The following is a 23,548-nucleotide window of genomic DNA, read 5'->3' as shown; positions in this document are numbered from 1 at the left end:
GATCCCCTATTTCATAAATAGTGTGCATTACCTTTTAATCCGTACCCCACTTGGGCAAAGTTCCATTCCGAGTAATTGTGTATATCTCATAGTGTTCTTTTATAAAAATACCAAATAATCGACACAACATCATACTCGGATGAATAAATGGGTGTGGAAGGAAATTAATAAACGCTTGCTATTTTATCAGTTGAGTAGTAAAGTGATAATAAGCTCAGCGAAGGGAGGCAAACTAACATGCGTAATAACACCATAGGCTCATTAATCTGGTTACGCTTGATGCGGTTTACCACCCAAAGCAACCAGCTGTCAAATGAGTTCCTAAATAGATTTGATTTAACAACAGCTCAATTCGATGTCCTGATGCAAATTAGCGTCTATCAGCCTCTTACCCAATCGGAGTTAGCTGAGAGGGTAACCGTTACCCAAGGTGGTATTTCTCGAATGCTCGTACGTCTTGAAAAAGAAGGCTACATTGTACGCAAGCAGGATTGGAAAACAAAAACGATCAGCCTTACCGAAAAAGGGGAAGCAGTACTGGAACAAGCCTTTCCTGAACAACTGGCTTTCCAATCGTCTTTCTTTGACGAAGTACTCAGCGAAGAAGAGCAAAAAACGCTATACACCCTCATGACACGCGTTCATAAGAATAGCCAAAAAAAGGAATTACCGCCTGTGTAATTTTTTTACACCATCACTTGATTAGTCAAGTTATATAAGGAGGGCTACCATGTACACCATTCCAGGCCATCACCATGTATCTATGTTAACCAAACACGCTCCATCGAATAATCACTTTTATCAAAACGTATTGGGACTGCGCAGAGTGAAAAAAAACCGTCAACCAAGACGATCCGTCGATGTATCACCTGTTTTACGGAGATTTGACAGGCAGTGCCGGAACCGAGTTGTCATTTTTTGAAATGCCGATGATAGGAAAAACCGTACGCGGCACGAACGCGATCACTCGAATCGGACTGCTCGTTCCGTCACTGGAGAGCTTGACCTTTTGGAAAAAGCGCTTTGAACAACTGAATGTTCACCATGGCGAGATTACCAAGTACGCTGGCCGCGATGCCTTGCATTTCGAAGACCCAGAAGGCCTGCGAATGATCCTGATCAATAACAACGGCGAAGGAGTTCCATCGAGTTGGGCTCCATGGGACGAATCCGTGGTCGAAGAAAAGCATCGCATTTTGGGAATCGGCACGGTTGAGATTACCGTCCGCTCCTTGGACAAAATAGCCAGTCTGTTAACAGACACATTCGGTTATACCGAAGTATCACGCTCAGAACAAGAAGCCATTTATCAATCCGTCCCAGGGAAATCCTTCGGAGAAATTGTCATCAAGCAGGAAGAAGGTACCCCTGAAAAACCAGGACGAGGGAGTGTCCATCACTTGGCGATCCGCGTGAACAACGATGAAGAGCTGCAATATTGGGATGACGCCGTTCGAAAACGCGGCTTCCGTTCAACAGGCGTGATCGATCGATTCTACTTCAAAAGCTTGTATTTCCGTGAATCAAATGGAATTTTATTCGAAATCGCAACAGACGGTCCTGGCTTCACAGAAGATTCAACCGTCGAGGCGCTTGGGAAAGCGTTGGATTTACCTCCATTCCTCGAAGGCCGTCGTGCAGAGATTGAAGAAAAATTGACACCTATAGACTAAAAGGAGTGAATGAACATGGAACAATATCGTATCGACACCAAAAAGGGACTGGAATTCGGCCTGTATTCAATTGGCGACCATACCCCGAACCCACACACAGGCTCAAAGATTTCTGCTGAACAACGTATCAAGGAATTAATCGAGGCAAGTAAGCTGGCAGATGAAGCAGGTATTGATGTATTCGCTGTTGGCGAAAGCCACCAGACGTATTTTACGACGCAAGCACATACCGTCATTCTGGGCGCGATCGCACAAGCTACAAAAAACATTAAAATTGCCAGCTCTGCTACGGTATTGAGCACATCCGACCCAGTCCGCGTGTATGAAGACTTTGCTACGTTGGATTTGATCTCCAATGGTCGGGCTGAAATTGTTGCGGGACGCGGTTCCCGTGTAGGGGCTTATAGCCTCCTCGGCTACGATGTACGCGACTATGAAGAATTGTTTGAGGAGAAAATGGATCTGCTTTTGAAGCTGAATAACGAGGAACGCATTACGTGGGAAGGGCAATTCCGTGCACCGCTACAAAATGCTACGATCCTGCCGCAGCCATTAGACGGACGCCTGCCTATCTGGCGAGCAGTAGGGGGACCACCTGCGAGTGCGATCAAAGCCGGTCAAGCAGGAGTACCCATGATGCTGACAACACTCGGAGGTCCTGCCATCAACTTTAAAGGCTCCGTCGATGCCTATCGGGAGGCTGCGAAGCAAAATGGCTTTGACCCAGCTACCTTGCCAGTAGCGACAACAAGCTTGTTTTATACAGCTGACAAAACTTCTGATACGCTTCGCGAGTACTATCCGCATCTAAACGGTGGTTTTATCGCTTTGCGTGGTAGTGGATATCCGAAGCAACAGTTTGCGCAAGCTGTCGATTATCGAGATGCGTTAATGATTGGTAGCCCAGATGTCATCGTCGAAAAAATGCTCTACCAATACGAAATGTATGGGCAACAGCGCTTCATGGCGCAAATCGATTTTGGCGGCGTTCCGTTTGATAAGATTGCCAAAAATATTGAGCTGATCGCAACGAAAATCTTGCCAGAAATTAAAAAGCATACAGCAAAATAAGAACAAAAAAAGGAGTGACACCTATGAAAATCGTCGGCATTGCAGGCTCTAACGTAGGCTCGAAAACAAGAACAGCGATGGATTGGACACTCAAAAAAGCACGGGAAAAATACCCGGATGCAGAAATTACGCTGCTTGACCTAGCCGAGTACAATCTCGTCTTCAGCGACGGTCGGAATTACACGGATTACGAAGGCGACACCAAGTTCGTGACCGAAACCATCATGGGAGCCGATGCGCTTATCATTGGAACACCTACATTCCAAGCATCTATCCCAGCCACATTGAAGAACATTTTTGACCTGTTGCCCGTCAACGCTTTCAGGGATAAAGTGGTCAGCGTATTGGTCACAGCAGGAACATCCAAGCACTATCTCATGGCGGAACAACAGTTGAAGCCGATCCTCTCTTATATGAAGGCACATATCGTACCCACTTATGTCTTTATCGAAGAGAAGGACTTCAACCGCAAAGAAATCATCAATGATGATATTCATTTCCGTCTGGAGCGTCTCGTCGAGGATACGGTACTACTCGTCGATGCCTATGCACGGATTCGGGAGCAAAAAGATGCGGAGTACGATTTTTAATCGAATCAAATTTATCTCAAATTAAAGAAACTACACACAAAGACATTTAGGAGGAATTATCCAATTCCAAACACGGCAACCTATCGAAATCTAACTGGCATACAGACTTTTCAAATTTTAGCTAAAAAAGAAAAGCTCTCCCCATTTTGGGTGAAGAGCTTTTTTACTTTCGTGCTACTTCTGCTTCTGTCCAACCAAACCAAAGAAAAACATATCCACCCATTGCTCCATACTCAACGTTACTCGCTCACGATTCGATGCTTCCCAATGCAGTCCCAGCTCATTTTTGTACATCGTGAAGTACATCATCATCATTTCTTCTGTCAGATCACGCTGAATATAACCTTCCTGCTTCCCAAGCGCGACGAACTTCGTAAAAAAGCGCCTGATTTTTTGCTCGTATTCGCTTTCGATTCGTTGCAGTAAACGACTTAGTTCAGAAAAGGGGGCGTTCTGAAACTCGTCCGTGAGGGTATGCAAATTCTTGGCTTCCAACAGCATGATGTCCTTTGTCTTTTCAGAAAAAGAACTCCCCGAATCGAGAATCCTCTCATACTGCTCCAACTGCTTGTCCATCCAGTTCATTAGCATGTCCGCGTAGAGCTGTTCTTTTGTCCCAAAGTAGTTATAAATGGTCGCCGGAGAAACCTTCGCGTTCTGCGCAATTTCATTTACGCTGACTTTTTGAAAGCCATGCTTGGAGAACAATGGAAAGGCGGCGCTGTATATCTGATCGATTTTATTCTGTTTTCGTCGTTCGAATCCGTTCATCTTCTCCACCTCTTTCTGTAGTGTAGCTCAGGTTTTAGAGTAATTCAACGAATACACTACAAAATTATTGAAATGGACGGACCTCGATAGTTATAATTGTTTTGTAGTAAATGAGTATATTTACTACATATTTTTTCGAGAGACGGGAGTGTATTTATCATGAAACAATTACGGATTCCTGCTTTTTTGCATGACGTCTTCGGTGAAAAGCAGAGCATTGGCTCGATCTCAGTTATCTTGCTGTTCGGTGGAGTGCTCACAACTGCTCTCTATTTGCGATTCCCTGAACTCACGGAGAGCTTGCCCATTTGGCGCAGTACATTGGCATTGTTGCTTGTATTCGATATATTTTCTGGCTGCCTAGCGAATTTTACGATCTCAACCAGCAATTTTTATGCCGCACGTAAAAAAAATCGCATCGTCTTCATCGCGATTCACGTCCATATCATCCTCGTTGCATTTCTCTTACAGCAAAACCTCGCGTATTCCATAGGGGTATGGGCTTATACGATTGTAGGAGCTTTTGTTGTGAATGCTCTTTTTGGGCATCGTTCTCAGCTGTTTGTCGCAGGCATTCTCCTGTCTGTTGGCCTTGGCTGGATACCATTGCTTCCAAGCATGCATCCGTTTCTGTTGATCACCTGCTTATTCTTTATGGTAAAAGTGTTGTTTAGCTTTGCTGTCAATCATTATGGGAAAGTAATCAACGACACAGGTACAGAAAAATGAAGACTTCCTACCGCATATCCAAACTCACAAAGTCGGATAAATCCGCATTCGTCTCACTCATGAGCAGGGCATTTTCGCGTGATCCACTCTTTCTGCACGTATTTGGGGATTCAGAGCTCGACCATGCAGCAAGAAAAAGCGTGACAGCTTTTCTGTCTTTTCTGTTTGATAAGAGCTTTCTATTTCATGAGGAAGTATGGGGTATTTTTGACGAAGACAGCTTACTCGGCACATACGTCGTCGAGAAGCCACAAACCAGCAAGCTTCCGCATATAAAAGGGGGCTTGCTGTTAATCGGTATGCTAATTCCTTTAGTATTTCAACTGTCTGGAAAAACGCTGATACTCCTTAATTCATATATGCGCATCACACGTTCTGCCGCTCCTCCATGGAAGCATCACTACCTCATTATGATTGGCGTAAAACCGGAGGCTCAAGGCAAGGGAGTCGGAAAAACCCTGATGCAACATCTGTTTCAAACCATAGAGGATGACCACGAATCGCAGGGGATCGCGCTGGATACGGAAAAGGAAGAGAATGTCGGTTTGTATCGCAAACTAGGATTTACGTTGCGAGAACAAACCAAAATCGATGATGTACCTGTATTTTGTATGGTCTATCAAAAAAATCGCTAGAATGACGGATACATGCTGCCGCCACTTCGCATTATGTTACAATTATTGTAAGAAATACGCATACAGAAGGAAGCGAGTTGATCTTATGAAAAAGAAAGTCATCCTGGCCGGCGGCACTGGCTTTATCGGCAAGTATCTGGCAGACAAATTCAATCAACTTGGCTACGAAGTCATGATCATCGCAAGAACTTTCCCTCATATAATGTGGGATAATCATGCAAAGATCGTGGAAGCTTTGGAAGATTCCGAGCTGCTCATCAATCTGGCGGGCAAATCCGTCAATTGCCGTTACCATGACAAGAACAAGGAAGAAATCCTGAAATCTCGAACAGAGACCACTCACATACTCGGCAATGCTGTTTTGGCTTGCAAAAACCCGCCACCGCTTTGGATCAACTCGAGCACAGCCACCATCTATAGGCATGCGGAGGATCGCCCCATGACAGAAGCGAGCGGGGAGCTTGGAACAGGCTTTTCCGTTGATGTCGCCAAGGAATGGGAGTCTGCCTTCTTTTCCTTTGATTTGCCGCATACGAGACAAGTTGCCTTACGTATGGCGATCGTGCTGGGGGAAAACGGCGGTGTGATCGAGCCTTACAAGAATCTGGTTCGCTTTGGTCTTGGCGGTGTCCAAGGATCGGGCAATCAGCGTTTTAGCTGGATCCATGTTGAAGATGTGTATCAAATTATTCTCTTTTTGAAAAAACGGGGAGATTTAAGCGGCGTATTTAATTGCTCTTCTCCACATCCCGTCACAAACCGTGAGTTCATGCAGCATTTTCGAAACGTCATGAATCGAAGCTTCGGACTACCTTCTCCCAAATGGATGCTGGAAATGGGAGCGGTCATGATCGGAACAGAAACAGAGCTGGTCTTGAAAAGTCGCTGGGTCATTCCAGAAAGGCTTGAGCGTGAAGGGTACCCGTTTCGCTTCGCCCATATCGATAAGACGTTGCAGGATATCTTGAAATGACCGGCAAAGCCTCAACCAACTATGTTCTGCATGCAAAAAGCAAGCAATTTTACTGGGAAGGGGAGGGGCAACTCTCTATCAAGACATTCCGGAAAGGAAGGGCACATTACAAGACGAGCAAAGGCTTTTTTGCTGTGGAAGAAAATCGTTATCTGTTGCTGAACGAAGGGAATTACACCATTTCGATTGATGATTCCGAGGAAGTTGAATCGTTTTGTATTTTCTTCAAGCATGGTTTTGCAGAGGAGATTTTCCAATCGCTCAAGGAATCGACGGATAGACTACTTAGCGATCCTTATAAAGACACAGCTTCTATTGGTTTCTTTGAAAAAACCTATGCTACGAGCCATACACTCGCTTCCCAGTTAACGACTCTGAAAGATGGTCTCACCTTCCTTGATCGGGAATCCATCGGTTATGAAGAACAATTTCACCAAATTATGCGGACCATATTGCTCGGACACCTCGATGTAAGAAAAGAAATAGACGCGTTGCACGCGCTTCGACAATCGACGCGCGAAGAACTCTATCGAAGAGTCAGTACCGCCCACGATTATATACGAGCTTTTTATGATCAACCAATTAGGCTCGATGAGATCGCAAAGATTGCTTGTCTGTCCCCCAACCATTTATTGCGAGCGTACGCCCAAGTGTATGGCAAAACGCCCCACCAGCATATTTCGGAATACCGGATACAACGAGCCAAGCTACTGTTAGCTAAACTGGACTTCAGTATGACAGACATCGCCTTTGCGCTTGGATTCCATAATCCCGTTTCCTTTAGCAAAATGTTTAAGCAGCATATCGGCATTTCTCCTCTGTCATTCAGAAAAAAAGTGATTTTGGATAAGAATTAATCAATGAATTCGTTTATGCTGATGAGGAGACGCGAACAAAAGGGGGATTTTATCATGAAAACGAACCTGATTCAAAAAGTAGGGCAAATCGGCATCCCTGTCAAAAATATGGAAAAAGCCATCCATTTTTACAAAGAGCAGCTCGGGCTCCCTCTTTTGTTTCAGACAGACAATATGGCGTTCTTTGAATGTAACGGACTTCGTCTCATGCTGAGCTTACCGGAAAAAGAGCAATTTGCACATGCCAGCTCCGTCCTTTACTTTCAAGTGGATGACATTCAAACTGCTTTTGAAGGTTTGAAAAAAAGAGACGTTACGTTTATCGACGAGCCACATCTCGTAGCCAAAATGGGGCAAACGGAAACATGGATGACCTTTTTTAAAGACACAGAAGAGAATACACATGCCTTCGTGAGTGAAGTACAAGGGGAGACCGTTTAAGTTTGAACGGTCTCTTTTTTATTTTCCCAAAAATCCCGCGACCTTTTTCCAGTTTCTTACGACTAATAGGTAAGCAATATATTTCGGGGTTTAGGGGGAGCCTTTTTGCATGATATAGAGCAACAGATATTGTCCATCCATACGCAGTACCATTTGGATATTTATCAGTTCCTTCTCTACTTTACTGGAAATCACACCGAAGCCGAGGACCTGACTCAGGAAGTTTTTATTCGTCTGTTAAAGGCTCTTCCCACCTATGACGGACGCTCTGAAATGAAGACGTGGCTCTTTTCCATTGCGAAATATACAGCGATTGATGCGTACCGCCGAAGAAAAATGTACGAGCTGTTACCGAGCGAGTGGCTGAAAAGACTTCATTCCAAAGAGGGCATTCCAGAGAGCTCTTGGGAGAGCAAAGAAACGCAGCATGAATTGATGAATGCGATTCGAACGTTAAAACCCGCGTACCGTATGGCTGTTTATTTACGTGGAATCAAGGAATTCAGCATCAAAGAAACAGCAGAAATCCTCGGATGTACAGAATCCAAGGTGAAAACTGATTTTAGCCGCGGATTACAGATCTTGCAGCAAAAGCTCAAGCCTCATTACTATCCGGGAGGGTTGCAAACTGAAAATGTTAAATGATAGCGACAAAGAGCTTCTCGACCAACTAAAGGAGATGTCCCTTTCTGAACAGCCCCGGGAAGATTTCGTGACGTATCTGCAAAACGATTTGCAAAAAAGAGCACGAAAATTAAAGCAACAGCAAAAGTTACTGGTGCTTTCGAAAGCAGGCGGAGTCGCAGCGGCCGCTTTTTTGGTCTTTGGTCTTGCGAATATGCATGACATGGGAGTGGAAAAGCCGCAAACCGTTTCTCTCCCACCAACTGAAGTCGTGGAGCTGCCTAAAACCGAGCAGCCGATATTGCCCAAGCATCCAGAAAGTAAGGAACCGACCGTACAAAAGACGAATCCCCCTGCAAAGACTACTCCAAAGGAAACAAGTAAAGCTCGGACTGAGCAAGCCGACAAAAACAAAATCAATACGGAACAGTTCAGCCAAACTCCGATTGGAGAAAGCCAAATGAGACAACCAGTAAGTCCGCCAATAAGTCCACCAGTCAGCCCACCTGATATTCCCGCTCCTGTTTGGACTCACTTTCAAAAAATTGCGGTCGGAAATGTCAACCAATACCAGGTTCACTCCTCTCTCTCCAATGAGAAAACAGGGCAGTATTATTTCACGAGGATGGTAAATGGTATTCCTTACTTGGATAGCGGCTATCTCGTGCAGGTTCAAGGAGAGAAAACGCAATCGTTGGCACTCAGCGGAAATAAACAATGGAATACACAGCTGTTTCCTGACCCAGCTAAAGCCATTCCTATGGAACAGGCTCAACAAGCTTTTGCAGATTCAGTGGAGCTCGCTTATGTAAGAAATCAATCAAAGCTCGTCTATTTTCCCGGTTTATTCGGAAACATCAATGCCATAGACGGAACGGTTAGAAAAGAAGAGCAAAAGCAACTCATTCCGATTACACCACATGGGAAGCAATTTGTACGTGATGAAAAAGAGGCTGCTACATTCCTCTCCAAGGAGCTCCAACTCCCCATGAATGAAATGACCTTTAGATATGATTCATCCAATAATAACGGCATGCGACCGCAGAAGATTACTGTTTATCAATGGTATTCTGCCAATCAGCAGAAAAGTGTTTCAATGGATGTGATCGCCGATACAGGCCAGGTCGTCAGCTATTATTTTCATGAAGCAGAAGAGAGCAGTAAAAAGATACCCGATCCGAAGCCGACAGAGGCTTATATTGAATCAGCTTCTCTCTTTTTACAGAAGTTTCTCGATAAAAGCATTCAGCAATTACGTGTCAAAGATATCATCCGTAATTCATCTAGGTCTGAGATAACCATCCAATTCCAAGCTATGCACCATAACATCGCCATTATTGATCGTACCTTCGAGATTTCGATAGACCTTGAAACGGAGCAAGTGGTTCGCATGGTTGGAGATTTGACTACAAGCACGGATACCTTACCAGAACCTGTTAACGTCATTCTGCAAGAAACAGCAATCGAGCGTCTTTTGGAAGATAGTCCGCTGGAATTGGTGTACACGAACAATCCCGGGCTATCAGGTGCAAGTCAACCTCCACAATTGATTTATACGATCATAAAAAAAGAGACAACACGAACCGGGATTGATGCGAGATCAGGTAAAAAGGTGATATGGTGAATCTACCTGACAAGAAGAAAGCCTCCGAAATGATCGGAGGCTTTCAGCTATGATTACTTCTTTTCTCTAGCCAAAGGTTGTTCTAGATCTTTATAGTGTTGTTCAAAATCAAAAGATTCTTCTTCTACATTAGCTCTTACCGATAGGATTTTTCCATTTTGAGCTACATACACTTTCAAATGTTTTACATACCGTTCATCCTCTGGCAAAGGTGTCGTAAATCCAACGGCCGTCCCCGAGTCATTTGCTTCCGAATACGGCGTTCCAAGCGCCACAAATTTGTACTTCTCACTGTCCTCGATAACCTGCTGTATAAATTGCGCCGCTTTTACCTTCGCTACCTCTTTACTAATGGGATTATTGGATTTTTCATCCATTCCATGAATGGTTAAATGGTTCAATTCCCCGGTGATGTTGTCAATAACAATGTCCGCATTATCGCTACTATAGAAGATCTGGTCTCGCATTATGCTAAGCTCTGGTATTTTAAACCTCTCGTCATTTCGATCCCTTCTCATCATTTTATATGGCCCCTCTTTCAACTCAGGAATTGCCTCAAATACCCGTTCGACACTTTTTCGTATTTTTTGATCCAACTTCTCTTCAGTTAAAAAAGGTAATACGCTATGAATGGTACCTTCCGTGTCCACCACCACTCCAAGATTCAACACGTTGTTATTCTCTGTAGTGAACAATACCCGTTTGACATCACGCTCAGCATCGATTTGGCTTCCATCTTCATTATCATTTCTAATGTGAATGGCATCTTCTTTGATACTATCAAATTGGTATTGCTCAAACTTATCATCGAGCAATTCTTTCAAGAACTCCGTTGCTTTTTCTTTTGCTAATTCATCAGAAGGAGGATTCGATGATTGCTCGAGATTGGAAATGTGCTCGAAATAAACGATATCGCCTGTTTTCTTATCAATTTCAATCGTTGCTGATGGATATTCCCGCTTCTTTTTTTCCAGGGTAATGGTATAAATTCCGTTATAGAATTCTACCTCCCTATTTTCGTATTTCTGTATTTCTGGCACCAGCTCGAGCACTTCCTCATACGTTTCTTTCACACGATTCGGCAGTTCGACGCTATCCTTGTCTTTAGCCCAAATTGGTGTGCTTGACATCAATGTGGCTGCGATCAGCACAGCCAAAGTAGAACTCATTTTTTTCATGTTGTTCCCTCCATTTTTTTAAAGGAATTTTTTTCCTATAAATAAGTCGTAATCACGAGTCTAAAGGTCGCAAATTTTATAAAGAAACCTCCAAATCACTGTACTAGTGAATGTGGAGGTTCCTATCTAGCCTTTCACGGTAGCAATCGGTGCCACCTCAGCCACAATCTCAGCCATACCATGATCGACATGCGACTGAATCACGGGTGTAATATCTTTATAGGCATACGGCGCCTCTTTTTTCAGCTCTTCTTCCCATTTCTTCAAAATATCGCTCCGTCCACGCAAGTCCGCCCGTTTCGGGTCAATCGGATTGATCACACGGAAGTTGGCAAGAAACTCGCGAAATCGGTCGTCGTCTACTTTCACAGCATCCCCGCGAGAGAGTGCACGACCGGCGCCATGACTTGCGCTATACAAGCTATCCCGATTGCCGAGCCCCGCCAAAATAAAGCTGTGCGAGCCCATGGAACCGGGGATAAACACAGGTTCGCCCGTATACTGAAACGGCGTGCCCATCATTTGCTCGGCCGACTTCGCCGTACACGACCCTTTCCGATGCAAAAATCCGCCCACCTGCTCCAGCTGCTCTTCCCACAAATAATTATGAGGCGCATCGTACAACAGCCGGTGTTCAAAATCGCCCAACACATCGGAAATCGATTTGTACATCATCAGGCCCAGCATCAATCGATTGGCAAACGCAAAGTTCGCCGCATTGTGCAGGAGACTCCAAAACATTTTCCACTGCGGCAGGGAATGCTCCGAAAGAGGCAGTGGATACATCCCATTATCCGGATGCTTCAAGGAAGTCGGGTACATCTTTTTCAGCATCTCTTTGATCCATGCCCCACTGTTATACCCAATAGAAACGGAGCCCGTATGAATCATGAGGACGACTTGCCCTTCCTTCAGCCCCCACTGGCTGGCGATAGCACCCTGATGCACTTTTTTGACCACCTGAATCTCAAAAAAATGATTCCCTCCGCCAAGCGAGCCGATTTGTGCATCCCGGGAAAGCTCGGCAGGACCGAGAAAGTCATCGAGACCAATCGTCGATTCTGCGATAAAAGAACCCATTTTATTAACATGGCTCAAATCGAGCTCCTGCTGCTTCTCGTTGTAATAACGCCAAATTCCCTCGCCATTCGCTTCCTTGTGGCTGTCCAGTATGCCGATCAGGCCTTCCTTGAACATTTTTTCCCGCATATGCCGCGTCATGGGAATATTGCGGCCCCCTTCGAAAAAAACATGGCGCACATTCCGTTCAATGGCATCCAGATTTGTGCGAATCTGTTCCTCGTGCAAATCCGTGACATACAGACGCATCCCGCAGTTAATGTCGTTGCCAATCGCTTGCGGCAGTACAAACCCACGTGTAAACAGCGTCGTGCCTACAGGGATGCCGCTACCTTTGTGAAAATCGGGCGTAATGGCTACTTCCAAAACCCCTGTATTGGGATCGTCAAAATAATCGGGTGAATGCTTTTGCAGCGTTTCAATTGTTTCATTCACCTCTAAAAGTCGATGAAGCTCCTCTACCGCATTGTTTTCCACTTTTACTTCCGGATTGATGAAATATTTAATCGGCGTGTTGCTCAATGTAAAACCACCTTTGTTTGTTTTTTAGGAACATACGTTCTTTATTTACCAAATAGAAAAAGCCGCTTCCAAAAGCTCATTTCTTCATGCGGGGATGAAAAAATGCAGCCTTGATTGCAGCCTCTACGCTTGGAGCTATTGGGTTATCGTACGGGTATCATCTGCAACCGCAACTGATGGGAAACGGTGCTGACTCACCCTTCAACCACGCAACAATCCGTTGATACATCGCGTAAAAGGCATACCTATGGAGTTGGATCCTATCGCTAAAACGTCCTGATTCATGCTTGATTACGTATGCGAACATGTTCGAATCCTCCTCCTTTCGTTTCTTGCTCACGATCTTACCATTGGATAAATTTTACTGTCAATACGAAAAGAAAAAAGCCCCCAAATTATCGGGGGCTACCTTCCTCATAGTATTCTTGGAAATCAGAGTTTGCTTCTTCCACTCCCGTCGTAGCCCCTGTTATTTTTCCATCTTGATCGACAGAAATTTCAAGATGCTTTATAAAGTTGATGTGCTCTGGCAATGGCGTTGTAAATCCGACTACTATCTCCACATAACCATCTCCAAGAACCCTTTCCCCAGATCCCACGAATTTATATTTGTCACTATCCTTCAGAACCTGTTGAATAAAGTGAGCTGCCTTTTCTTTTGCAACCTCTTTCGTAATGGGGTTATTCGATTTTTCTCTCTCTTTTAGAAGAGAAAAGTGAGTCAATTCCCCTGTTCTGTTGTTAATAAAAATGAGCTTAACCTTATTACTACTTTCCGAAACATAACGGATCACATCTCTCTCTAAGCTCATAAGTGGCCCCTTAAACCATTTCCCGTTACGATTATCGTCCCTGCTTATATGATACGTTTCTTCCTTCATTTCAGGAACAGCCTCCAATAACCGTTGGGCAGTTTGTTTCACTTTCTCATCCAGCTTGGATACGTTGAAAATCTCTTCTTCTACACTGTAGATTTCTCCGCCAGCTTCAACCCGCACGGAAAGAATGGACTCTCCATCATTTTGGGAAGTGAACACGACTCGCTTCCCACTCCGATGTACATCTATTTCCTTTATTACATTTATTTCCTTTGCCTTTTCATCCTCATAATAAAAGTCGATGTTGGCAGGCTCGACAGCTGTGAATTGGTATCGGTGAAACTCCTCATCCCATATTTCTTTCAAGAACTTTGTGGCTCTTTCTTTGGCGATTTCATCTGATGGTTGTTTTTGTGATTGCTCTACCGAGGAAATATGAGTGAATAAGACCAAATCCCCTGACTTTTCATCGATTTTGATTGTGGCAGACCGATACTCCCCTTTTTCTTTTCCCTGCAAAATCAGCTCGAAACGATCGTCTTCCTGTTCAACGGAAGTCAGTTTGTACTGTTTTAATTGAGGAACCGATACCAAGACTTCTTCATACGTTTCATTCACGAGCGTAGGGAGCTTGACCTCATTCTTGTCTTTTGCCCAAACCGTTGCGCTACATAACAAGGGTGCTGCAATCAACAAGGCCAAGATTGAATTCATTTTTTTCATGTAATTCCCCCCACCCTCTATTCAAGTATTTTCCAATTGATAAGTCGTGACAACGAGAGAAAAAGTCACAAATTTTTACGGGCGTTATACCTGCTCCAGCCCCCGCAGAGATAACCAACAGCAATCGGATACTGTCATCTGGCTTGTCTGATTGCTGTTTATTGGTTCTTACAACTCACCCTCCATAAACTTGATCAAGTACATATCAGCATGCGCGATAAGTTCTGTAAAGCTGCACAAATCCGCATACTCCTTATGCTCCTCATCATACAAGCCTATGCTACCTTTTTTCTTCGGATTCCACACAAGATGCAGATGGGAGTAGTTGTCGATTTCGGCAGACAAACGCAGCAGCTTTTGCCGCCCGACCTTCATCTCAATCGTATCGGTCAATGTGAAAAAATCGATGTATCCGATAGCATACTCATTTTCCGCCAGCTCAAGACGCAGCTCTTCTCCGGTAAGGAAGCCAATCAGTTCTTCGGTCAGTTTATATTTTTGCAGCTCGTACTTTCTGTTCTCCACATCATGTAGCTCGGCAGGCTCCAGCGATTTCAAATACGCAGCCAACACCGTATCTTTATTGCTGACCGCGATGGTATAAGGCCGCTCGCCACCCTTTTCCGCTATCATAACGTCCGCACCGCGTTCAACCAAATACTTGACCATGGCGACATTCCCCATGCGCGTGGCCACTGTTAATGGGGTCGCTTGATACGGATACACCATATTCGGTTTGTTGTAATTGATGTCCACCCCATGATCGAGCAAGTAGGCCGTGGTCGTAAGGTCATGATCCGACACGGCTTCACGCAATACATCGCCGCCATGCAGTCTTATATCCAGTCCCAGCTCTTGAATGAGCGGGATGTTCTTTTTGTTGCCGTAGTAAGCCTCCGAATAAGCGCCTGAGCGCACCTGATTGAGCATGTCCAGCTTGGCGCCTTGCGCTACAACATAGCGAACGATCTCTTCCTTGCCATAACGTACGGCCTTCAAAAAAGCCGGTTTATTTTTGACATTCAGATTAACGCCATGCTCTACCAGCAGCTTAACAACTTCTAGTTTCTCCGATACAAGTGCCAGATCCAACGGACTTATCGTCGTATATTCGCTAAGCACGATGCCCTTTTCTATATCCCAGCCTGCCGCAATCGCATCTTGCAAAGCCGTGACATTTCCTTGATAAATATGCATCGCGATTTCTGGCAGCTCTTCAAATCTCCCGATACCTTTCAACGTGATCATTGATTACCCTCTCCTAACCTATGTCTTATGAAAAATATAGAAAATTAATTGGCAAAAAACAACAAATTATTACATTATCCCTCTTGATTCGTTTGAAAATACATGAAATTTTGTCTATTTTTGACGAATTTGCTCGATAAAAAGTTTTTTCCCAATAAAAGGAGTAGTCTTACGGGAAGAGAAATACTTATGCAAATCGTCTTATACATAATTTTTTAAGGAGAGTGGACCGATGAAGAAGATGCGTACTCTCGCTTCTCTTACGCTTGCAGCATCACTCATGCTGAGTGGCCTTCCTTACAATGCACTGGCAGCGGCGGAGTTTAGCGAACAGGATTGGGAGAAAGTAAACGAATATACCAACGCGGAAGTAGAGCTTGGCTCCGAAATTTCGAAGATATCCCCCCTGCTGAACACCAGTTCCAGCAAAAACGTCAGTGTCATTATTGAGCTGAACAGCGAACCTTCGATCACAGCTAAACACGAAGAAGGTTCAGAATCTTCCGTTAGATCGTTACGAGCAAAAGTAGAGGAGGAGCAAGAATCTTTCCTCGATGAGGCAAAAGACAACAAGGTCAAACTGAAGGTAAAGCGCAAGTTTGAACATGTATTCAACGGGATGGAAGTAACAGTGTCAGCCGACGAATTAGAAGAGCTGGCTGGATTGCCACAGGTGAAACGCATTTATCAAAATACGTATTATGAGCTTCCCGAAATTGATGCCGTCAGCGAGAAAGCATCGTCCACCAAATGGGATCAGGCCCCGCTCCAACAAATCGGCGTTCTCGATATGTGGAAAGATGGTTTGACAGGGAAAGGATTGAAGGTCGGCGTCATCGATACGGGGGTCGATTACAAGCACCCTGATCTCAAGGATGCTTATAAAGGCGGATATGACTCCTTCGACAATGACAAAGACCCTTATGAACAAGCACCAATCCCTGTGGAAGAGGATCGCGATGGAAAAGGATATGAAGGCTCCAGCCATGGAACTCACGTCTCCGGCACCATCGTAGGACGCGCCAAAAACAAGACCTCAGATGTACAAGTAAAAGGGGTTGCCTACGGTGCAGACCTCTACGTCTACCGCGTATTGGGCCGAGGCGGCGGTAGCTCCGCTCAGGTCATCGACGGTATCGAAAAAGCGGTGAAAGACGGCATGGATGTCATTAACCTGTCGCTTGGCTCCGCTATGGAGAAGGACTCTGACTCCCCAGATGCCATTGCTGTGAATAACGCGGTGCTGTCTGGTGTGATCACGGTTGTATCGGGTGGGAATTCAGCCGACGATGAACGCGGCAGACATTACTACACGGCAGGATCACCTTCTGGAGCGAGGCTGCCGATCACGGTTGCAGCGGTAGACTCCCCTACCGTGCAATATGACGGCTCAGCAACCTCATCCTTTGGAGCCAATTACGAATTCCCTGTGATGGCATGGCAGGTCAGAAAAGATAACTTCTCCTCCATCATCGGAACCAAAGCGCTCCCAGTCGTCTATGCCAACCTTGGCTCTCGCAGCGATTTTGAAAAGGCAAATGTAAAAGGCAAAGTCGCTCTCGTTTCCCGTGGTTCTCTCGGCTTCACGGAAAAAATCGAAAACGCCCGAAAAGCTGGTGCTGTCGCTATCGTGGTCTTTAACGGTAACGACGTCGACGGGGATGGCCAAGCCGACCTAGATATCCGTGATCGCGAAGGCTATGTTAACACGATCCTGGGTGACCAGATCGAAGCGATCCCTACCTTTGACATGAAGGGTCTGGAAGGCCGAACACTGGCAAAAGAGCTGCTGGCTGATCCTGAAAAAGCAAAAACACTGACGTTTACGTTCTCAGGAAACTACCCTAGCACAAATGATCCGGGCGACCGCATCGCTGGATTTAGCTCTCGTGGTCCAATCATGGGCGACGATTACAGCATCAAGCCGAATCTAGCTGCGCCAGGTGTAGCCGTTCTGTCCAGCTATCCATCTTGGAGCAAGCTTATCCCTGACGCCAAGTACGACAAGGCATACGCCCGTCTAAACGGTACAAGCATGGCAGCTCCGCACGTTTCCGGTCTTGCCCTGCTGTTGAAACAGGCACATCCGGACTGGACACCTGCCGATATCAAGGCAGCGCTCGCGAACACTTCAAAACCGCTGTATAGCCCAGACGGCTTACTGTACGATGTGTACTCCCAAGGTGCTGGCCGTGTGAACGGCTACGCCGCAGCGAAAACACCTGCTGTCCTGACAACGGTCGAGCAGCTCACCATTTTGGGCGAAGATTTTGAGCCGAAGACCATTCCGTACTATGCGGATAACGTTTCCTTTGGCTTGCTGAAGGCTGGCAGCAATACCGTCACGAAAACGCTCCAGCTGAAAAACCTGTCCAAGAAAGAAGTTTCTTACGAAGCAGAAGTAATCATGCATCCATCCGTCACGACAGATCCGTACAAGCCTGGCTCCAAATCGCCAGATGTCGATGACATCGATGTGGAAATCTCCGATGATTCCATCTCCGCTAAAAAAGGCGATGCGACCACATTTGAGCTCAACCTGTCCGTTGACTCCGATGCAAAAGACGGCGTGTATGAAGGGGAAGTCCTGCTGAAAGCGAAAGGCAACCCTGACCTGCGCCTGCCGTTTGCTGTACACGTGGGAGACAAGCGTGAGGATACCAACTTCGGTTTCGACAACCTGAAGCTGTCCGATACGACGATCACGCCTGATGGCGATGGCAATGAGGATTCCTTCACACTCGAAGCTGAGCTGCAAGCAAAAGACGTGAACCAGATCTCTGTTGAAGCATGGAACATGGACGATAAATACATCGGTACCCTCGCATCCGTGTTCAACAATTACGCACTGATTGCACCAGGCCCTATCACCTTCTCTAATCTCGATGGTACCTACTACGATGGTGGCCAAGTAGCGAAGAAGCTCGATCCAGGAAAATACAAGCTGAAGCTCGTCGGTCGAAGCGTTGACCAAAACAAGCCGAAGGGTGAGCAGATTGTAAAAGAATACGAGGCTTGGAAATCCTTCATGATTAAGGCATCGAATAAAAACGCGGTCTTGTCTAAGGTGGTTGAAGAAGCCGTAGATCAATTCGAGATTGAGATTGCGAACACCACAGAGCTGGATCAGCCAGTGCTTGCCCTGCCGGAAGAAAGCGATGATGTGACTTATCAGGTGACAAAGAGCTCTGATGAGGCGTTTATCGATGGCGAGGGGATTTTGAAGGAGCTGCCTGCCGAAGGGGAAGAGACCGTTACGCTGTACGTGACGATTACTTCTAAGGAAGATGAGTCTGTTACGCAGACTGTGAAGGTGAAAGTGACGTTGGAGGCGGTAGTAGAGTAGTCTGCTATGACGCTTCATAGAAAGGAAGGCTCCGCCATGGTGTATGGCGGGGCCTTCTTCCTTCATCTCCCCCACTCCTACTCTGCGAAATCAAAAAAAGAACCTCCGATCCAAAAACGGATCGAAGGTTCACTGTAAGATTGCCATTAACTAATTAACTATAAGCCAGTTCCTTTTGGACAAGACCAAGCGCCTCGTCTGTCGAACGTTGAATCTCTTGGAGAAGCTCTTCGTTTTGCAAGAGTGACACGCCATAAGAAGGAATCATTTCTTTGATTTTCGGTTCCCACTCTGCCATACGTTGTGGGAAGCATTTTTCTAATACCTCTAGCATAACCTGAACAGCTGTAGAAGCACCCGGAGATGCGCCGAGCAATGCAGCTACGGAGCCATCAGCGGCACTAACTACTTCTGTACCAAATTGAAGGGTACCTTTTCCAGCTGGTGTATCCTTGATAACTTGCACGCGTTGGCCCGCTACCACGATACCCCAATCCTCGCTTTTCGCGTTCGGAATGAACTCCCGTAGTTCTTCCATGCGCTTTTCATGCGATAACATAACTTGCTCGATCAGGTATTTGGTCAATGCCATTTCTTTTACGCCTGCCGCCAACATCGTGATGACGTTGTTCGGTTTTACAGAAGTGATCAAATCCATATTGGAACCTGTTTTTAAGAACTTTGGCGAGAATCCCGCAAAAGGTCCAAACAGCAAGGATTTTTTGTTGTCGATGTATCTGGTATCCAGATGCGGTACCGACATTGGAGGAGCTCCGACCTTTGCTTTACCGTACACTTTTGCATGGTGCTGCTCTACCACTTCTTGATTTTTACAAACCATGAACAATCCGCTTACCGGGAAACCACCGATATGCTTGGACTCTGGGATACCGGTTTTTTGGAGCAGATGCAAGCTTCCGCCCCCACCGCCGATAAAGACGAATTTGGCAATATGGTCTTCGATGTTACCGGTAGCCATATTGTACACTTTCAATTTCCACATGCCGTCGCTCGTACGTTTGATATCCTCAACAGCATGGTTGTAGTTAATCGCGACGTCTTTCGTCTTCAGGTAATCGAACAACATACGTGTCAAAGCACCAAAATTGACATCGGTACCAGAGTCGATTTTGGTTGCAGCTATTGGTTCATTCGATGCGCGGCCTTCCATGATGAGTGGAATCCATTCCTTCAGTTTTTCAGGGTCATCGGAGTATTCCATCCCTTGAAATAGAGGATTGTTTGCCAGCGCTTCAAAACGTTTTTTCAAAAAGCTTACATTCTTTTCGCCTTGTACCATACTCATATGAGGTATTGGCATGATAAAGTCTTGCGGATTTTGGATGAGATTGTTTTTTACAAGGTAAGCCCAGAATTGTCTGGACAGCTGAAAATGTTCATTGATTTTAATTGCTTTGCCAATATCTATAGACCCGTCAGCTTTCTCGGATGTATAGTTCAGCTCACAGAGTGCCGCGTGGCCAGTACCCGCATTATTCCATTCGTTAGAGCTTTCTTCGCCTGCTTTTGCGAGTTTCTCAAAAACTTTGATTTCCAACTCCGGTGCCAATTCTTTCAGTAATGCTCCTAGAGTTGCGCTCATGACCCCTGCACCAATCAAAATAACGTCTGTTTTTTGCTGTATGGAGCTCATATTACCCTTCCTTATCTACTGTTTTTGTAAAAAAGAAGTAGTAGCTCCTTGCCCCGTTGCAAGACGCTACGAAAACATCTTACCTTTCACAACTATAACTATATCATAGAAATTATTTATTGATTCAATTATCTATTATAATTAGAGGATTAATAACTATTTAATGTTGGTAAAAAAGAGAGGATTGTCTAGAAAAGGTTATAGGAACATATAAAAACCAAGACCTTACCTTAGCTTCTTGCAGGGGTGAAGGATTTGGTTTGTTGTTACCAGCGAGGTGCTTACCATATAAATTTTTCGTTGCATATGGCAAAACTTAGTAAAATATGCTTAATCTCATGTCTAAGGAGAAATGGAGATGAACTCTTTGACCCACCTGACAAACAACATTCCGTGGCAGCGTTTGACGACAGCCTATGGAAGAGGAACGGACATTCCGCGGCTTATAGAGACCAGGCAATATGAGGAATTGGCCAGTCTAATCGAGCACCAAAGCACCTTGTGGCAGACGACGCCGTGGGTGTTGCTGATTCTCCTGCAGGAGCTTGCCAAACAAAAACCAGAGCAGGTCTCTTCGCAGGAAATTCAGTTGTACTTGGCTGTAGCTTCGGCTATAAACGTGGACGAAATGGATTCCCAAAATGCGGTTGAGTCCATGAACGAGCTATTGGACGAAAAGTACTTATGGCCAGAGGACGAGGAAGACGATGAATTATGGTGGGAAGAAGAGGAGCCGCGGGGTTATGAGCAGGAAGCATTTTTCAGCTATTTTTCTTTCAGTTATTCGCTGCTAAAGGATGCCATTCCCGTTTTCACCGCAATTATGGAAGGGAATGATAAGCTCGCTCCCGATATTCAAGAGCTGCTGCTTATGCTTCAGTCAGAAGAGGCCAGTGCTGACGAATAGGTGTCGGATTCTCCTTGATAGTCCCCACCCCCGTCACCTTATGATGGGGTGGGTATTCCCAACTGCTGTATGTAATAGTGATGTGCAACTTCTGCAATGCGATCTTGGTCTTCCCAGAAGCTCTGATCAAGCTTATCCAGCCGCTCTGCCTCTTCCTCAGTAAGGAACTGTGGAATATCCCAGAGTTGGGTGAGGCGGTTGTCTTCCGATAAATGCTCGATGCAGGCATATCCCGACTGGACGATTTCGAGTGCATGGACTGCCCCGATGGCTTGTAAGGCCCGTACCGCGTAGATATATGCCTCTTCTCCCCAGTTGCAAAAAAACTGCAAAAACCCGCCGTTATATACATCAGCTTCCAACAACCATATGGCGGCAATCTCTTGTTCCTGTGAGGTCAGTGTGTTCCAGCCGGAAGCATTCTTTTTCTGCACAAAGGCTGCGGCATAATCGAACCATACGTCATGGATATCCATCTTACTCAACTTGTACGCCCCCTTAATGTTTAACCCCTTCTAGATTAGCTTTGCACAAACGACACGAAATAAATTAATCTTATATGAATACATAATCGTTTGGTAGATGGGAGTAGCTTCGCGTGGCTAGCATCGCAATAACCCTTAAGCACCGGAAATTTTCTAAGAAAAAGAATCGTTTAGGAGGCTGCCATGGATCAGGCACTTATTGAACAATTGGACCGCTGGCATGAAGAAGACGAACACCAGCAAATTGTGGACTCGCTGTTAAGCCTCCCCGAGGAGGAACGAGACTATGAGGCAATCAGCCGACTGGGCAGAGCTTATAACAACTTGGGGCATTATGAAGAAGCACTCAACCAATTGGAGAATATTGCTGAAGCAGGTCAGCAAGACCCAGTCTGGCACTTTCGGGTAGGTTTTGCCCTCTATCATTTGAAACGATATGAAGAGGCGGCACAATCATTCCGTACCTCAGACAAGTTAGAACCGGGCAATCAGAATACCGAATCATGGTTAAGGTGGAGCCTGCAAAAAGCGGAGAAGCAGCAAAGACATGAGCTTCGGATGGCAGCCAAAAAGGCAGCCGCTGTTGAGGGTTCAGCATCGGAGGAAGTTCCTTTTTCGAACATGTCGCTTGATGACTTTTGGGACGACAGCGAGTACGCGAAAAAGTCCTATCTATCCGAGCCACCCACGGATGAACTGATCGCATCGATCGAGGAAGAGCTGGGATACAAGCTCCCTGCCTCCTATCTTGCACTAATGAATCAGCAGAATGGCGGAATTCCAAAGAACACCTGCTTTCCAACAGAGGACCCGACTTCTTGGGCGGAGGATCATATTGCCATTACGGGCATTCTAGGCATTGGCCGAGAGAAAAGCTATTCGCTCTGTGGAGATCTCGGCAGTCCATTTATGATTGAAGACTGGGGATATCCCGACATTGGAGTCGTCATCTGCGATTGTCCTTCAGCAGGTCACGACGTAGTCATGCTGGATTACCGGGCATGCGGGAGAGATGGTGAACCCGAAGTCATTCACGTCGATCAGGAAAGCGATTATGAGATTACGTTCCTGGCTGAAAATTTCGAGGCGTTTATCAAGGGCTTGGTGAGCGAAGAAGAATACGATACCTCCGAGGAGGATAAGGAAGCCGCTCTTTATAAAGTGGCCCACGGGAAGTTTTCTTCCTTGCTAGAGGAGCTGTGCACGCCAGTATCGGAAGTGGAACAAATCGATCAAAAAATACGCAGCATTTGTACACGGATTGTAGAGGAAAAAGGCTATTTTTCTTTTCATGCGGATGAACTCTCGTATCTGATGTACGATGTGCAATTTTGGCTATACTCAAAGTCATACCCGGATACCAGTCATGAACAGTACTTGGCTGTCTATGAGAAAATGATCGCCTTTGGTGGAGAATTCGGTCAAGGCGGCTATGCCCCGGGATGGATTAGGGAATGGCTGGACCGTCGCAAGAAGGAAGGGCGGATCGTACAGGAAAATGGTCATATCCGGTTTACAGATCAGTTCGCAGCGGAAGTGATTCAGCAGCTACGAGATGCCTAAAAGACAAAGGTAAAGACCATCCTTAACGGGATGGTC

20 protein-coding genes and 1 pseudogene are annotated in these 23,548 nt (G+C 45.6%); 14 read left to right on the top strand and 7 right to left on the bottom strand.

Annotation, left to right across the window (positions count from 1 at the left end):
• Positions 1-237: 237 nt before the first annotated feature.
• The 4 genes and pseudogenes from HPY27_RS26705 to HPY27_RS26690 all read left to right on the top strand — a co-directional run bounded on the left by HPY27_RS26705 (position 238) and on the right by HPY27_RS26690 (position 3,334).
• Positions 238-681: a MarR family winged helix-turn-helix transcriptional regulator gene (locus HPY27_RS26705; RefSeq protein ID WP_017246761.1), complete on the top strand. Its 444-nt coding sequence runs from the start codon at positions 238-240 to the stop codon at positions 679-681.
• A gap of 49 nt (positions 682-730) precedes the next feature.
• Positions 731-1,673 (top strand): annotated as a pseudogene (locus HPY27_RS26700) (ring-cleaving dioxygenase).
• A gap of 15 nt (positions 1,674-1,688) precedes the next feature.
• On the top strand, positions 1,689-2,744 hold the full coding sequence (locus tag HPY27_RS26695) for an LLM class flavin-dependent oxidoreductase (protein WP_017246763.1): 1,056 nt from the start codon (positions 1,689-1,691) through the stop codon (positions 2,742-2,744).
• A gap of 23 nt (positions 2,745-2,767) precedes the next feature.
• The gene (locus HPY27_RS26690; RefSeq protein ID WP_069850077.1) at positions 2,768-3,334 is read left to right on the top strand and encodes an NADPH-dependent FMN reductase; all 567 of its coding nucleotides are present in this window, start codon (positions 2,768-2,770) and stop codon (positions 3,332-3,334) included.
• Positions 3,335-3,508: 174 nt separating this feature from the next.
• Here the strand turns inward: HPY27_RS26690 and HPY27_RS26685 are convergent, their stop codons facing one another.
• Positions 3,509-4,105 (bottom strand): TetR/AcrR family transcriptional regulator, encoded by a 597-nt coding sequence (locus HPY27_RS26685; RefSeq protein ID WP_174226377.1) that lies wholly within the window; start codon positions 4,103-4,105, stop codon positions 3,509-3,511.
• A gap of 159 nt (positions 4,106-4,264) precedes the next feature.
• Here HPY27_RS26685 and HPY27_RS26680 point away from each other — a divergent pair, with 159 nt between their 5' ends.
• The 7 genes from HPY27_RS26680 to HPY27_RS26650 all read left to right on the top strand — a co-directional run bounded on the left by HPY27_RS26680 (position 4,265) and on the right by HPY27_RS26650 (position 9,988).
• Entirely contained in the window at positions 4,265-4,834 is a 570-nt protein-coding gene (locus HPY27_RS26680) for a hypothetical protein (RefSeq protein WP_174226376.1), read from the top strand.
• Entirely contained in the window at positions 4,831-5,469 is a 639-nt protein-coding gene (locus tag HPY27_RS26675; RefSeq protein ID WP_017246769.1) for a GNAT family N-acetyltransferase, read from the top strand. The genes HPY27_RS26680 and HPY27_RS26675 overlap by 4 nt, the downstream gene beginning before the upstream one ends.
• Before the next feature lie 85 nt (positions 5,470-5,554).
• On the top strand, positions 5,555-6,442 hold the full coding sequence (locus HPY27_RS26670) for a TIGR01777 family oxidoreductase (RefSeq protein ID WP_174226375.1): 888 nt from the start codon (positions 5,555-5,557) through the stop codon (positions 6,440-6,442).
• Positions 6,439-7,299 (top strand): helix-turn-helix domain-containing protein, encoded by an 861-nt coding sequence (locus HPY27_RS26665; RefSeq protein WP_017246771.1) that lies wholly within the window; start codon positions 6,439-6,441, stop codon positions 7,297-7,299. Before HPY27_RS26670 ends, HPY27_RS26665 begins: the two co-directional genes overlap by 4 nt.
• A 54-nt stretch (positions 7,300-7,353) precedes the next feature.
• Positions 7,354-7,740, top strand: coding sequence for a VOC family protein (locus HPY27_RS26660; protein ID WP_174226374.1), 387 nt, complete (start codon positions 7,354-7,356; stop codon positions 7,738-7,740).
• A gap of 105 nt (positions 7,741-7,845) precedes the next feature.
• Positions 7,846-8,385 carry an RNA polymerase sigma factor gene (locus tag HPY27_RS26655; RefSeq protein ID WP_174226373.1) on the top strand — a complete coding sequence of 180 codons (540 nt, stop codon included), beginning with the start codon at positions 7,846-7,848 and terminating at the stop codon, positions 8,383-8,385.
• A complete protein-coding gene (locus tag HPY27_RS26650) occupies positions 8,375-9,988 on the top strand; it encodes a YcdB/YcdC domain-containing protein (RefSeq protein WP_174226372.1) in 1,614 nt (537 codons plus the stop codon). Before HPY27_RS26655 ends, HPY27_RS26650 begins: the two co-directional genes overlap by 11 nt.
• A gap of 53 nt (positions 9,989-10,041) precedes the next feature.
• Here HPY27_RS26650 and HPY27_RS26645 read toward each other — a convergent pair whose 3' ends face one another.
• The 4 genes from HPY27_RS26645 to HPY27_RS26630 form a co-directional block, all read right to left on the bottom strand.
• On the bottom strand, positions 10,042-11,166 hold the full coding sequence (locus HPY27_RS26645; protein ID WP_174226371.1) for a YcdB/YcdC domain-containing protein: 1,125 nt from the start codon (positions 11,164-11,166) through the stop codon (positions 10,042-10,044).
• Between the two features lie 126 nt (positions 11,167-11,292).
• The gene (locus HPY27_RS26640) at positions 11,293-12,768 is read right to left on the bottom strand and encodes an RtcB family protein (protein WP_174226370.1); all 1,476 of its coding nucleotides are present in this window, start codon (positions 12,766-12,768) and stop codon (positions 11,293-11,295) included.
• A 395-nt stretch (positions 12,769-13,163) separates the two neighbouring features.
• Entirely contained in the window at positions 13,164-14,309 is a 1,146-nt protein-coding gene (locus HPY27_RS26635; protein ID WP_174226369.1) for a YcdB/YcdC domain-containing protein, read from the bottom strand.
• Between the two features lie 168 nt (positions 14,310-14,477).
• Complete coding sequence (locus HPY27_RS26630) at positions 14,478-15,557, bottom strand: ankyrin repeat domain-containing protein (protein ID WP_174226368.1); 1,080 nt, start codon at positions 15,555-15,557, stop codon at positions 14,478-14,480.
• Positions 15,558-15,789: 232 nt separating this feature from the next.
• Here HPY27_RS26630 and HPY27_RS26625 point away from each other — a divergent pair, with 232 nt between their 5' ends.
• On the top strand, positions 15,790-18,903 hold the full coding sequence (locus HPY27_RS26625) for a S8 family serine peptidase (protein WP_174226367.1): 3,114 nt from the start codon (positions 15,790-15,792) through the stop codon (positions 18,901-18,903).
• Positions 18,904-19,057: 154 nt separating this feature from the next.
• Here HPY27_RS26625 and HPY27_RS26620 read toward each other — a convergent pair whose 3' ends face one another.
• Positions 19,058-20,557, bottom strand: coding sequence for a malate:quinone oxidoreductase (locus tag HPY27_RS26620; protein ID WP_017246782.1), 1,500 nt, complete (start codon positions 20,555-20,557; stop codon positions 19,058-19,060).
• Between the two features lie 358 nt (positions 20,558-20,915).
• Here HPY27_RS26620 and HPY27_RS26615 point away from each other — a divergent pair, with 358 nt between their 5' ends.
• On the top strand, positions 20,916-21,464 hold the full coding sequence (locus HPY27_RS26615) for a hypothetical protein (protein WP_174226366.1): 549 nt from the start codon (positions 20,916-20,918) through the stop codon (positions 21,462-21,464).
• 38 nt (positions 21,465-21,502) lie between these two features.
• Here HPY27_RS26615 and HPY27_RS26610 read toward each other — a convergent pair whose 3' ends face one another.
• Positions 21,503-21,949 carry a DMP19 family protein gene (locus HPY27_RS26610; RefSeq protein ID WP_174226365.1) on the bottom strand — a complete coding sequence of 149 codons (447 nt, stop codon included), beginning with the start codon at positions 21,947-21,949 and terminating at the stop codon, positions 21,503-21,505.
• 183 nt (positions 21,950-22,132) lie between these two features.
• On the opposite strand from HPY27_RS26610, the gene HPY27_RS26605 reads away from it, so the two are divergent.
• On the top strand, positions 22,133-23,512 hold the full coding sequence (locus HPY27_RS26605) for an SMI1/KNR4 family protein (RefSeq protein ID WP_174226364.1): 1,380 nt from the start codon (positions 22,133-22,135) through the stop codon (positions 23,510-23,512).
• Positions 23,513-23,548 lie beyond the last annotated feature (36 nt).

This window comes from Brevibacillus sp. HB1.1, assembly GCF_013332445.1.
In the GTDB taxonomy this organism is placed as follows: domain Bacteria; phylum Bacillota; class Bacilli; order Brevibacillales; family Brevibacillaceae; genus Brevibacillus; species Brevibacillus porteri.
The sequence above is the reverse complement of the archived record's forward strand: the minus strand, read 5'-3'. Positions and strand labels throughout refer to the sequence as shown.